The sequence below is a fragment of the Epilithonimonas mollis genome (assembly GCF_900142325.1).
Lineage (GTDB): Bacteria > Bacteroidota > Bacteroidia > Flavobacteriales > Weeksellaceae > Epilithonimonas > Epilithonimonas mollis.
This window is the reverse complement of the sequence record NZ_FRAM01000001.1, coordinates 1413360-1427016: the sequence shown is the minus strand read 5'-3', so window position 1 is coordinate 1427016 and position 13657 is coordinate 1413360. Positions and strand designations below refer to the sequence as shown.

The window sequence follows — 13657 nt, the reverse complement described above, 5'->3', positions numbered from 1 at the left end:
ACAAACGAAACGGGATTTTTAATTATGAATATAAAAAAGATTACCCAAAACTTCATTCAGAAATTTCCCGGAGATTTATCTGGAAATACGATGCAGAGACAAACACCGGATATTTTGTTTTGTACTGTTAAGCCTGCTGATTTTGATAAAACGGAGTTGATTGATTTCAATCAAAAATTATCAGATGGAATAGGATTGGGGATGTTAGAAAATGATGAGGGTTTTCTTGCTGCCCAAAATCTTCCTGAAAATGTCAGGACTTATGCGACAGCTTATGCTGGCCATCAGTTTGGAAATTGGGCAGGGCAGTTGGGCGATGGAAGAGCAATCTATGCCGGCGAAATTATTAATGAAAATCATCAAACCGAAATCCAATGGAAGGGAGCCGGCGCAACGCCATATTCCAGACACGCAGACGGAAGAGCAGTCCTGCGTTCTTCTATCAGGGAATATCTGATGAGCGAAGCCATGTTTCATTTGAGAGTTCCGACAACGAGAGCATTGAGTCTTTCAAAAACCGGAGAAGATGTCATTCGTGATATTCAATATTCCGGAAATCCGCAGAAAGAGCAGGGCGCAGTTGTAGTTAGAACGGCTGAATCATTCCTCAGATTTGGACATTTTGAATTGCTGTCGGCAAGACATCAAACTGATTTATTGAAGCAATTAGCTGATTATACAATTGAGAATTTTTATCAGGACATCAATTCCGAAAATAATCCGGATAAATACATTGACTGGTTCCAGGCGATTTGTAACAGAACTTTGAAAATGATCATCGACTGGTATCGTGTAGGCTTTGTTCATGGTGTTATGAATACTGATAATATGTCAGTCTTGGGACTGACGATTGACTATGGTCCGTTTTCTATGATGGACGGCTACAATCTGGAATTTACACCCAACACGACGGATTTGCCAGGAAAACGATATGCTTTCGGTAAGCAGGGTCAAATTTCACATTGGAATTTGGCAATGTTGGCTAACGCCATTTTTCCTCTGATTAATGATGCGGATGCTTTAGAAAAAATCTTAGATAATTATGGAAAACAATTCTGGACAGCACATGATGAAATGCTAGCTAAGAAATTTGGTTTTGATGAGGTTTTACCGGAAGATGAACGATTTTTTACCGAATGGCAGCAGCTTATGCAGGATTTGAATTTGGACTATACTTTGTTTTTTCAAAATCTTGAAAAGCCTACTTCTGAAATTAAAACCGAAGATTTCTCCAATTCTTTTTACCGAAGCCTGAATGAAAATGAATTAAAAAGACTCTCTAATTTTATCGAAAAATATCAAGAAAGAAAACTTAAAAATAAAATTACGGAAAAAGAATCTTTGGCTTTGATGTCAAAAACAAATCCGAAATTCATTCTCAGAAATTATCTGTTATTCGAATCGATTCAAGATGCGGAAAATGGTGATTATGAATTGTTTTTTAAGCTGAAAGAAGCGTTGCAAGATCCTTATGAGAATCGCTTCCCGGAATTTAATAAAAAAAGACATTCCAAATATGATAATCAGACTGGTTGCAGTCAGTTATCGTGTAGTTCGTGAGTTGGTAAAACTTCTTTATTTTTGCAAAAATATCCGGATTGAAAAAACTCATAAATAAATTCCTTTCTATTCTGAAAGCCGTTTTTCCATCAACTAAAAAAGAATTTTTGATCTTCCTCTTTTTTGTTATGATTTATGGTGCGAATGCCTGGTTCATAGCCGATAATTTCCGCATTGTATATGACAATAGAATTCCGTGGGACGCTTATTTCAGTTTTGATAACAGGGCAATTGTCCAGACTGGCGGTGGTTTTGAGAGGCATCCATTGGCCAATTATTTTTTCGGATGTATCAGGGATTTTGCATTGTGGATTTCCGGGAATCGTTATGATTCAGTTTTCCGGCTGGTTCTGGCTTTGTTTTCTACAGTTGTCATTTCTCTGGCTAATGTCCAGATTTTTAAATACCTGAATAACATTATCCAACTTCCGTTAAAAATCAGTCTTTTGATTCTTGCTTTTTACGGATTGTTTGTAACCAATATTTTACTGAGTTTTACACCCGAAACTTATACTTATACTTTGTTGTTTCTGTCGGTATTTAATTATTATTCCGCGAGGAAAATTCAGGAAGGTAAACCTGTTTCATTTGGAGCAACAATTTTAGGATCTGTTGTCATAGGCGGATTGACCATTACGAATATTGTTAAAGTTTATATTCCGTTTTTATTCGAAAAAAACATTTTCTGGAAGTGGAAAAGGATTGGAATGGCTGTTTCTAAAATTACAGTGTCTGCAGGCATTTTTATTTTTCTTTTTCTAGTGAGGCTTGATTTTAATTTTCAGAATTTTCTTCACAAAACCGAAGAACAATATGATAAATTTTCCACTCAGAAGGTAACACCGCTTTGGGATATGATCTGTTCATGGTTTGTCGGGGGTAATGTTTTATTTTCCGGCTACGAAATCCGGGATTATCACAACAAAGACAAGACTTTTTTCTTCAAAGCACTCTTTATGGATGTTTATTCATCCGTGTTTCCATATCTGTTCATTGCGGTTCTTTTGTTAATGATCGGATGGGGTATTTTCAGAAATTATAAAAACAAACTGGTATGGATTCTTGTGATTTCATTTTCAGTAGATATTCTGATTCATTGTATTCTGAAATTTGGGCTGCATACATCCTACATCTACGGCGGTCACTTTGTGTTTGTTTATCCGCTTTTGCTGGGCTGGCTGTTCTTTAGTTATAGGAAAAAAACGACTGTTTTGAGCCTTTTTTATGGAATGTTATTATTGATGACAGTGTATTTAGCCTTCAGTAATTTTTACAGACTGGCGGAGTTTTATCAGTTTTTGCAAGCTTTTTATCAATAAAAAATTCCGCAGGTTTTGCGGAATTTCCTTAGTAATATTTTAATTTTCTTACTTAGCTTCTACACAAAAAACAGCGTACGGAACAATTAAAGCACTTGGATAAACTCTTTTAATATTTCTGAGATCATCTGATGCACTCTGTTTTGAGAAATAACTTCCGGCTAGGATTTTATAATTTGGACGTAATGAAGCATCGGTTTCCACCTTCAGGCTTCTGAAATTATTTCTGAATTCCGTAGCGATTTTTCTGGCATCTTCATTACTTTTAACAGTTACAACCTGGATTTTAAAACCCATAATCTTTGGATTTTTTCTGCACACTTCAGCATTAGTAAGCTCTCTGCTTGGGATCAGGACCTTAACAGACTTTGTTGGTGCGTCCGAAATTCTGTTGCAGTTACCTTCTATTTTTTCCAAAGCATCATTGATTCGCTCGTCCAAAGCAAACGATAATTCGGTTCCCGACAAAGTGTCTTTCTTTACAACGTATTGAGCATCAATTTGGTAAAAACTAAATAATGTTGTGACTATAAAAAGCCTGAGCAGATTGTTCATTTGAAAATATTTTCAGCAAATTTAAAATAAATTGAACGAAACGCAAATCCTGTTATTTAGAACAGTTACAAATTAAAAATAAATGATAAAATCCATGCAAATAGGCTTCTTAATTTTTGTTAAAGTGCTATTTTTGCGGAATTGAATGTAAACTCAATACAATATTACTAACCCAAGATTATATAAATGATTAGTTGGAGAAAGCATTACAAAAAGGGTCTGATAGCAATTAGCTTGTTGTTATCAACCGGCGCTTCTGTTTATGCACAAGGCGATCCAAAGAAAGGACAGGATTTGTTCAAGGCAAACTGTACGGCTTGTCACGCATTGGATAAACAAGTTATTGGACCGGCACTTGGCGGCGTAGTGGACAGATTAAAGAAAGAACAGAATCTTGATACAGATTGGCTTCACAAATGGATTAAGGATAACAAGTCTTTAAGAGCATCTGGGGATAAATATGCCAACGAGGTTTTTGAAAAGTTCAATAAAACTGAGATGCTGCAATTTCCCAGCTTGTCTGAGCAGGATATTGATGACATCTTAGCTTACACAACTAATCCTCCTGCAGACGAGCCTGTGGCTGATAAAGCTGAAGGGGCAGCTGCCAATAACGATATTGCTTCTATTGAAGCTGCAAAAGCTCAACAGCTGAATTCTAAGATTATGATTGCTGCATTAATAGCAATCGCCGGTCTTTTATTCTGGTTGTTGCTGAAGATCCGTCAGCTGGTAAAACTGCAGCAGTCTCCGGAATTATCCGAGCTTAACTCTACAAGAATCACATCTTTCTCTGTACTGTATGAGAAATACAGTTATATAGGAAAAGGAATCATTGGGTTGCTTGCCTTGTTTGCAGCATATGGTGTCTGGAACTGGTTGATGTGGATCGGTGTTTATAAAGGATATGCTCCGGAACAACCGATTTACTTCTCACATAAGATCCACGCTGGGGAAAATAAAATTGACTGTCAGCTTTGCCACTCCGGTGCGAAGTATGGTAAGGTTTCCGAGATTCCTTCGGTGAATGTTTGCATGAACTGTCACAGAACAATTTCCGAATACAAAGGGAAATATCTTGAGCCTGGAAAAGATAGAGAATTCTACACAGGGGAGATAAAAAAAATCTATGCAGCTGCAGGTTGGGATGAATCCAAACAGGCTTACACAGGTAAGACTACACCTATAGAATGGACACGAATCCACAACATGCCGGATTTTGTTTACTTCAATCACTCACAGCACGTTGTTGCAGGGGAGCAGGCTATTATCAATTCATTCAATGCCAAGCAGAAAGATCCTGCAAACAAGATTGATGTAGTTTGTAAAGCTTGCCACGGAAAAATTGATACAATGAATGTAGTACAGATGGCGAACAACTTCACAATGGGATGGTGTATCGAATGTCACAGAACTACAGAAGTAGATATGAACAATGGTTATAATAAAGAATACTTCAAGAATCTGCATGATAAGTTGAAAAAACAATATGGTGAAGGAAGCAAGATCACTGTGGATGCAATTGGAGGTCTTGAGTGTGGTAAATGTCATTATTAATAACAAAAATTAGAAGTATAAATGGCTTCAAATAAAATACAATTCAGAAGTATTCACGAACTAAAAGATCCGACTTTGAATGCAAAGTTGGCTCAGAAAGAATTTCAGAACGAAATTCCGGTAGATGAATTCTTGGGAGAGTCTGATAACAATTCGGGAACGTCCCGTAGAGATTTCCTGAAGTTATTGGGTTTCTCTACAGCTGCTGTAACTTTGGCAGCTTGTGAAGCACCGGTTATCAAAACGATTCCTTATGTGGTAAAGCCGCACGACATCATTCCCGGGATTCCTAACTTTTACGCATCTTCTTATTTTGACGGTTTCGATTTTGCCAGTGTTTTGGTGAAAACAAGAGAAGGGCGTCCTATCAGAATTGATGCTAATTCTGCTGCCGGTAATCTAGGAAAAACCAATGCCAGAGCTCAGGCAAGTGTTCTTTCTCTTTATGATAATGATAAAGTAAAGTATCCTGCTTTGAATGGTGAAGAGATGGGAGACTTCAATAAAGTAGATGATTTTGTACTGAAAGGTCTTACTGAATCTCAGAACGGTGGGAAAAAGATTGTGGTATTGTCACATTCATTTCCAAGCCCGACTTTCAAAAAGTTGTTCGGAGATTTCAAGACAAAATATCCTTCTGCTGAATTAGTAACTTATGATGCTTTCCCTTACGCAGCTGCTTTGGATGCTGCGCAGGAAGTTTTCGGACAGAGAGCATTACCTGTTTATGACTTGAGTACTTCTCAGTTGGTTGTATCATTTAACGCAGATTTCCTTGGAGACTATAACGCATGCAGCTTAGAAGTATCTTATGCTGCTGCAAGAAAGCCGGGAGAAAATATGCTGAGACATATCCAGGTTGAGTCTAATATGAGCTTGACGGGTGCAAACTCAGATTCAAGATACAGATTGAAGCCAAGTGCTGTTTTCAAAACTTTAGTAGAGGTTTACAACGGACTCAATGGCGGAACTTCTGATAAATTAGCTTCAGAAATCGTTAAAGAACTTCAGGCAAAAGGCAGCAATGCTGTTGTTTTTGCAGATGGATCCAAAGCGGCTTATGTTTTAGCTCATTTGATTAATCAGAAATTAGGTTCTAAAGCTTTCACCGGTAAAGCTAATTTCCTTAAAGAATATGACAACGCAAAATTCAACGAGTTTTTGTCTTGGCTGAATGGCGGACAGGTTGGCGTTTTGATTACAAACAATATCAACCCGATCTATTCTCACGCAAAAGGCCAGTCTTTAAAATCTGCTATTGAAAAAGTACCTTACTCTGTTGCAATAACAGATAAGAAAAACGAATTATATAAAGCTTCGAAAGCGGTTATTCCTTTCACACACTGGTTAGAATCGTGGGGTGATATCACACCGGAAACAGGTGCGTATTCTTTAATGCAGCCTACAATCCAAAAGATTTACAAATCCAGACAGATAGAAGAATCACTTTTAGTGTGGATCAATGGAAAAGATAATCCGGCTAACAATTATTATAATTATTTAAAAGCTAATGCTTTAACGCTTAACGGCGGATTGTCATTCAACAAGAATCTCTACAACGGATTTGCAGCTGGCGGACTTTCGACTGGATTGGCTTATTCTGGTGGAAACGCTGCTCAGGCTGTTGCCGAGTTGTCAGCATTCAAGCCGGCACAATTAGAATTACAACTTTACACAAAACCCTCTATAGGTGACGGAACGCAGTCTAACAACCCTTGGTTAATGGAACTTCCTGATCCGATCTCAAGATTATCCTGGGATAATTATCTTACTATTTCGCCAAAAGATGCAGAAAGTTTAGGATTGGAAAACAGTCTTAATGCAAGGATGCAGCTGGATGGCGATACTGTAAATCTTACGGTAAATGGTGTAACACTAAAAGATGTTCCTGTGTTTATCCAGCCTGGTCAGGCAGACGGTTCTCTTGGACTTGCACTTGGTTATGGTAAGAAAGATTCCGGTAAAGTTGCAGAAACAGGAGTTAATGCTTATCCGTTATTTGATGGATACAATACGGTTTTGACAAATGTAAAAATAGAAAAATCAGGAGACGGACATGAGTTTGCGGGGATGCAGCTTCAGAATACGTTGATGGGTCGTTATGAAATTGCTAAAGAAGTTACTTTAGATGATTTTGTAAATAAACCAGTAGATGAATGGAACAAACCTTTGGCGATGCATACAATTGGAGGTGAGCTTCCTATCGGAAAAGTTGACCTTTGGGATGCTTATGATGATACAGACGGTCCCCACTTCAATCTTTCTGTAGACCTTAATTCTTGTACTGGGTGTGGTGCTTGCGTTATCGCATGTCAGGCAGAGAACAACGTTCCTGTTGTTGGTAAGGAAGAGGTGAGAATGTCCAGAGATATGTACTGGCTGAGAATCGACCGTTACTATTCCACTGAACAAAAAGTTGAAGTTTACGAAGGACTTAAAGAAGGAATGGCTGTGCCGGAACTTTATGGTAGTGATGTTTTAGGAATCAAAGGAGCGCTTGAAAATGCTGCTGAAAATCCTGATGTGATCTTCCAGCCGGTTATGTGTCAGCACTGTAATCATGCACCTTGTGAAACCGTTTGTCCTGTTGCTGCGACATCACACGGAAAACAAGGTCAAAATCAAATGGCTTATAACAGATGTATCGGTACAAGATATTGTGCCAACAACTGTCCTTATAAAGTAAGAAGATTCAACTGGTTCAATTATGCATTGAATGACAAGTTTGACTTCAATATGAACAATGATTTGGGAAGAATGGTTCTTAACCCGGATGTAGTTACAAGAACAAGAGGGGTGATGGAAAAATGCTCTATGTGTATCCAAATGACACAGAACGTTATCCTAGAAGCTAAGAAAGAAGGAAGAAGAGTAAAAGATGGAGAATTCCAGGTAGCTTGTGCTAATGCTTGTTCTACTGGTTCTTTAAAATTCGGTGATATGAATGATGTTAATTCAGAAGTTCGCAGCTTGTTCAACAGTAACAGAAAATATGTTTTGTTAGAAGAAATTGGTACAAAACCAAACGTATTCTACCATACAAAAATCAGAAACAGAAAAGAAAGTTTAAATAATAAATAGGTAAAAAATGTCAGGACATTACGAAGCTCCGATAAGGGAACCTTTAATTATTGGTCACAAGACTTATCACGATATTACAGAAGATATCGCAAGACCTATCGAAGAACGTGCAGGTAAACTGTGGTGGGCATCTTTATATGCAGCCTTGGTTCTGTTTGTTTACGGATTCGGTTGTATCGCCTACACTATTGGAACCGGAATCGGTGCGTGGGGACTAAACAGAACTATCAACTGGGGTTGGGATATCACCAACTTCGTATGGTGGGTAGGTATTGGTCACGCCGGAACATTGATCTCAGCGGTACTATTATTATTTAGACAAAGATGGAGAATGTCGGTTAACCGTTCTGCAGAAGCCATGACAATCTTTGCGGTTTGTCAGGCAGCTATCTTCCCGGTAATCCACATGGGTAGAGTTTGGGTTGGATACTGGGTTTTCCCTTTGCCAAACCAGTTCGGTTCCCTTTGGGTTAACTTCAACTCGCCATTACTTTGGGACGTATTTGCAATCTCGACATATTTCTCTGTATCAGTTGTATTCTGGTTCATGGGATTGATTCCTGACTTTGCAATGATCAGAGATAGAGCAAAAACACCTTTCAACAAAAAGATTTATACACTTCTTGCTTTTGGTTGGGGTGGAAAAGCAAAACACTGGCAAAGATTCGAAGAACTATCTTTGGTTCTTGCAGGTTTGGCAACACCACTTGTATTCTCGGTTCACACAACAGTATCATTTGACTTTGCTACTTCGGTAATTAAAGGATGGCACTCAACCATCTATCCTCCATATTTCGTGGCCGGAGCAATTTTTTCAGGATTTGCAATGGTACAGACATTATTGTTGGTAGCCAGAAAAGTTTGTCACCTGGAAGACTACATCACAATGTATCATATCGAAATTATGAACATCGTAATCGTTGTAACAGGTGGTATGGTAACTGTAGCTTACGCTACTGAATATTTTATCGGATGGTATTCCGGGTCAAGATTTGAAGATTTTACATACCTTTCTCCCGGAGCAGCAGTTGGACCTTATTGGTGGGCATTCTGGGCATTGATTATCTGTAACTTGGTTGTACCGGCTGCATTCTGGTTCAAAAAAGTCAGAACTAATATATTCTGGACATTCATCATTGCATTAATTATCAATATAGGTATGTGGTTTGAGCGTTTTGATATTATAGTAATCAACTTATCCAGAGATTATTTACCATCATCCTGGACAATGTTTAAGCCAACCATTATCGATGTTGGTGTATATCTTGGAACAATCGGGTTCTTCTCTGTATTATTCCTTTTGTATGCAAGAACATTTCCTGTAATTGCGCAGGCAGAATTGAAGAGTATTTTGAAAATTTCCGGTGAAACTTATAAAGCAAAAGAAGGAGATGAGCACCACTAAGATTATATACGGACTTTACGGCGACGACGATGACTTGATGCACGGCGTTAAAGCCTTCAATGATAAAGGGATCAAAATAAACGAAGTTTATACGCCATTCCCTGTTCACGGATTGGATAAAGCACTTGGACTTAAAAAAACAAGAATTTCTGATGCAGCATTTATCTATGCTTGTTATGGAGTGACTATCGGTATCACACTAACAGCTTGGATTATGAACCACGACTGGCCTCAGAATATTGGTGGTAAACCATCATTTGACTGGATTCATAACTTCCCGGCTTTTATTGATCCAATGTTTGAGTTAATGGTTTTCTGTTCTGCTCACCTGATGTCATTGACATTCTTGGTAAGAAACAAAATGTATCCCGGAGCAAAACCTCAAAATCCGGATCCTAGAACTACGGATGACAAATTCATGATGGAGTTTGTTTCTGACGATGTTGAAACCATAAAACAGCTGTTAATCGATACAGGTGTTGAAGAAATAACTGTTAAAGATGCCTAAGATGAAGAATAATATATTAAAATTGACTGCGATCTTTGGTTTAACAACTGTTTTACTGAATTCTTGCGGACCAAAAGATAACCCACCTTTGGTATATTTTCCGGATATGTATTTTCCTGTTGCCTATGACCCATTGATGAAAGCTCAGGATGCTTATTCCAAGCATGAAAATGAAATCCCTGCTTTTGTTGCACGTAATGGTGCAACAGGTTTAGCACCCGTAGAAGGAAGTATCTCCCAAAACAAGGACGGAATAGTCAGTGAGGAGGCTTTACCAAAAAACATGGAAGAGTATAATGCAGGATATGATGCATCAAAATCAATTACTGTATCTCCGTTAAAAGCAGAAAATCTTGAAAAAGATCTGGCCCGAGGAAAGAATTTGTATGAACATACCTGTGCTGCCTGTCATGGTGTAAACGGTGACGGACAAGGAACAATTGTACAGAGTGGTGCTTATTCCGGAGTTCCTAAATATGCGGATAGAGAGATCACGATAGGCTCTGTTCACTATGTTTTGACTAATGGTAGAAATGCAATGGGATCCTATGCAGGACAGCTGAACGTTGGTGACAGATGGAGAGTGGCTTTATATGTTTACAATACATTCAAAGCACCTACACTAGCTGCCAGTGCTAAGCCTGCAGATGCTGCTACACCAGAAAAAACTTCTGCTGCGCCAGCAGCTGAAGCTAAAACCAATGCTAAATAAAAAAAGAAAAAAATGTATAGTTTTTCACCTAAATTAAGATTATATTCAATTATACTTATTGTTGTAGGAGTTGTTTTATTCGGTATTGGTTATGCTCTTAACCACGGATTGGATGACACTGCAATCTCTCATTGGATGGAGTCTGTTCATTCAAAGGGACATGATGCACCTTCGCACTCTAGTGAGCTGGTTGGTCCCCAGGATCACAATGCTCATTTGGATCATGCCAAGCATCAAATTCATAATCAGCCTTTGGCAGCAATTCACACATTTGCCGTATTTGCATTCGGAATCAGCTGTTGTGCATTATTCTTTTACAGTATTCAGCACGCAGCACATGCAGGCTGGTCGATTATTGTGACAAGAGTAATGGAAGCTATCGCATCATTCATTCCGTACGGAGGAGCATTGCTGGTAATCATAATGATTCTGAATATTACGCACCAAGGACACCTTTTTCACTGGATGGATCCTAATTTAACAGATCCTAATTCTCCTGAATTTGATGTGATATTATTTGAAAAGAAAAGATTTCTTAACATTCCATTTTATGCAATAAGAACGATAATCTATGTGGTTGGAGCTTCTTTCTTTGTCTGGAAATTGAAAAATCTTTCCAAAAAGGTGGATGAAAACAAAGGCAACAGGAAAATCTACGCCAGTTTATACAGCTGGAGCGTCGGTTACATCGCATTCTTTGGTTTTGCATCTGCAGCATGGGCATGGGATTGGTTGATGTCTATTGATCCACATTGGTATTCTACACTTTACATTTGGTATTCAATGGTTAGTTGTTTATCGACTTCAATTGCTGTAATGATTATCATCAGTGTTTATCTGAAGAAAAAAGGCGTTTATCCTCAGTTCAATAACAACCATCTGCACGATCTTGGTAAATTTTTATTCGCAACGAGTATGTTGTGGTCTTACCTTTGGTTTTGTCAGTTTATGTTATATTGGTATGCGAATGTTCCGGAAGAGGTTAACTATTTCTTCGGCCGATTCGAATATTATAAACCTACTTTCTTACCAATGTTGGTGATTAATTTCCTTGCGCCATTATTGGTATTGGTAAGCAGCAGCATCAAAAGAAATTACAAAGTAGTTACACTTATGGCCTGTTTGGTAATTTTCGGTCACGCAGTAGATTATTTCAATATGGTAATGCCGGGAACAGTCGGCCCTTACTGGAATAATGCTTCAAATTTATTGCTGGTATTAGGTTCATTTGTTTTCGTCATTGGATTATTTGTTTTCGTTGTTATGACAGCCTTGTCAAAACTGAAGTTAATGCCTACAGGCAATCCATACTATCACGAATCAGAGATTTACGAATATCCGTTCTAAATTAATTTTGGAAAATCAAAATATAACCCAGCAGTAATGTTGGGTTTTTTTATTACTTTTAAACAAATAATACAAATGATCCATAAAATTCCTATTGAAAATATACTTTTCCTGGATATCGAAACCGTCCCTCAGATTGATTCCTGGAATAATCTTGACCCAACGACCCAATACCTTTGGGATAAAAAAACAAAATCCCAAAGAAAGGAAGAAATCGAAGCTTCTGATTTTTATGAACAAAGAGCCGGCATTATGGCAGAGTTCGGGATGATCGTCTGCATCTCAATCGGAATGGTAGATGCAAATACAGGGAAGCTGAAAATCAAAACATTCTCGGGAGAAGAAAAAGATTTGTTGATCTCCTTTTGTGAATTGTTTAACAATACCCGTCTTTCCAATGTCGTTCTCTGCGCACACAACGGAAAAGAGTTTGATTTCCCTTACATCTCAAGACGACTTTTAATTCATGGGATACAACCGCCAATTCCTTTTCAGATGTTTGGAAAGAAACCCTGGGAGATCCTGCATATTGATACTATGGAACTCTGGAAATTCGGGGATTGGAAAAGTTACGTATCATTGGAGCTGCTCGCTCATATTTTTGGCATTCCTACACCAAAGGATGATATAGATGGAAGTATGGTTGCCGATATATATTACAAGGACGGTGATATAGACAGAATCATTCACTATTGTGAAAAAGATGTATTAACTTTGGCAAATATTTTCCGGCGCATGCGTCAGGAAGATTTATTAAAAAGATTAGAATAAAATGAAATATACAGACGACCAAATTGCAGATATTGGTGAAGAAATTATAAAGGAACTGAAGTCGGTTTATGACCCGGAAATCCCGGTTGATATTTATGAATTAGGACTGGTGTATGATGTGCAGATTTCGGATGAAGGTGAGGTTTTAGTAATAATGACTTTGACATCTCCAAATTGTCCCGTTGCAGAAACCTTACCTGTAGAAGTAGAAGATAAAGTAAGAGGCGTGGACGGTGTGAAGTCGGCAAAAATAGAACTCACTTTCGAGCCCACTTGGACTAAAGAAATGATGAGCGAAGAAGCCAAGTTTGAGCTTGGTATGTTATAAAAAAATAAATCCTGCAATCTGCAGGATTTTCTTTTAATCTTTGTATTCGAAAAGGAAAATCTTTTTGATATCCGGATGTAAGCTCAGATAAACGGGAGCGTTTTTGGAAGTATGCTCTATAAAATCCTTTTCATCCTGAGTATAAGCATGTGGAAATTTGAAAACACAAAAAATCTCGCCGATTCTTCTCGGTTCAAAATACATTGTTTTTTTCAGTTCACAGGTTGCGCCTGTAATATCGATGTTTCTATCCTTACCCAAAACAACAAGTGAAGCGAATACGCTTTCTGCCAGTGCTGTTGCAAAAATATCTGTCGGAGAAAAATGCTCGCGCAGAGCAAAATCATTGGAAGGAACATAGGTAGAGAAAACTTCACCTGAGGCTTCGTGTACAGATTCAATTTTGGATTCGCCTAAATAAGTTGTCTTTGATGTCATATCGTGGGTATTAAATTATTTTTATGTTATTAAAATTACATCATTTTTTTGAAATCACGAATTCCAGACATGAATT

At 38.0% G+C, this 13657-nt stretch carries 12 protein-coding genes; 10 read left to right on the top strand and 2 right to left on the bottom strand.

All coding sequences use genetic code 11. The features are described 5' to 3' along the window. The first annotated feature begins 24 nt into the window (after positions 1 to 24). Together BUA97_RS06440 and BUA97_RS06435 are read left to right on the top strand one after the other, a co-directional pair. Positions 25 to 1560 (top strand): protein adenylyltransferase SelO, encoded by a 1536-nt coding sequence (locus BUA97_RS06440; RefSeq protein WP_072996974.1) that lies wholly within the window; start codon positions 25 to 27, stop codon positions 1558 to 1560. A 38-nt stretch (positions 1561 to 1598) separates the two neighbouring features. Further along, on the top strand, positions 1599 to 2879 hold the full coding sequence (locus BUA97_RS06435) for a DUF6080 domain-containing protein (protein WP_072996973.1): 1281 nt from the start codon (positions 1599 to 1601) through the stop codon (positions 2877 to 2879). 48 nt (positions 2880 to 2927) lie between these two features. Here BUA97_RS06435 and BUA97_RS06430 read toward each other — a convergent pair whose 3' ends face one another. After that, complete coding sequence (locus BUA97_RS06430; protein WP_072996972.1) at positions 2928 to 3434, bottom strand: SPOR domain-containing protein; 507 nt, start codon at positions 3432 to 3434, stop codon at positions 2928 to 2930. 186 nt (positions 3435 to 3620) lie between these two features. Here BUA97_RS06430 and BUA97_RS06425 point away from each other — a divergent pair, with 186 nt between their 5' ends. The 8 genes from BUA97_RS06425 to BUA97_RS06390 all read left to right on the top strand — a co-directional run bounded on the left by BUA97_RS06425 (position 3621) and on the right by BUA97_RS06390 (position 13143). After that, entirely contained in the window at positions 3621 to 4991 is a 1371-nt protein-coding gene (locus BUA97_RS06425) for a c-type cytochrome (protein ID WP_072996971.1), read from the top strand. Positions 4992 to 5012: 21 nt separating this feature from the next. Further along, complete coding sequence (locus BUA97_RS06420; protein ID WP_072996970.1) at positions 5013 to 8072, top strand: TAT-variant-translocated molybdopterin oxidoreductase; 3060 nt, start codon at positions 5013 to 5015, stop codon at positions 8070 to 8072. A 7-nt stretch (positions 8073 to 8079) separates the two neighbouring features. After that, positions 8080 to 9477 carry an NrfD/PsrC family molybdoenzyme membrane anchor subunit gene (gene nrfD / locus BUA97_RS06415; RefSeq protein ID WP_072996969.1) on the top strand — a complete coding sequence of 466 codons (1398 nt, stop codon included), beginning with the start codon at positions 8080 to 8082 and terminating at the stop codon, positions 9475 to 9477. Next, positions 9464 to 9985: a DUF3341 domain-containing protein gene (locus tag BUA97_RS06410; RefSeq protein ID WP_072996968.1), complete on the top strand. Its 522-nt coding sequence runs from the start codon at positions 9464 to 9466 to the stop codon at positions 9983 to 9985. Before nrfD ends, BUA97_RS06410 begins: the two co-directional genes overlap by 14 nt. After that, entirely contained in the window at positions 9978 to 10697 is a 720-nt protein-coding gene (locus BUA97_RS06405) for a c-type cytochrome (RefSeq protein ID WP_072996967.1), read from the top strand. Before BUA97_RS06410 ends, BUA97_RS06405 begins: the two co-directional genes overlap by 8 nt. A gap of 12 nt (positions 10698 to 10709) precedes the next feature. Continuing rightward, complete coding sequence (locus BUA97_RS06400) at positions 10710 to 12044, top strand: quinol:cytochrome C oxidoreductase (protein WP_072996966.1); 1335 nt, start codon at positions 10710 to 10712, stop codon at positions 12042 to 12044. Positions 12045 to 12119: 75 nt separating this feature from the next. Next, positions 12120 to 12815: a 3'-5' exonuclease gene (locus BUA97_RS06395; RefSeq protein WP_072996965.1), complete on the top strand. Its 696-nt coding sequence runs from the start codon at positions 12120 to 12122 to the stop codon at positions 12813 to 12815. A gap of 1 nt (position 12816) precedes the next feature. Further along, entirely contained in the window at positions 12817 to 13143 is a 327-nt protein-coding gene (locus BUA97_RS06390) for an SUF system Fe-S cluster assembly protein (RefSeq protein ID WP_072996964.1), read from the top strand. Between the two features lie 33 nt (positions 13144 to 13176). On the opposite strand, the gene BUA97_RS06385 is transcribed toward BUA97_RS06390, so the two are convergent. Beyond that, on the bottom strand, positions 13177 to 13581 hold the full coding sequence (locus BUA97_RS06385; protein ID WP_072996963.1) for an OsmC family protein: 405 nt from the start codon (positions 13579 to 13581) through the stop codon (positions 13177 to 13179). Positions 13582 to 13657 lie beyond the last annotated feature (76 nt).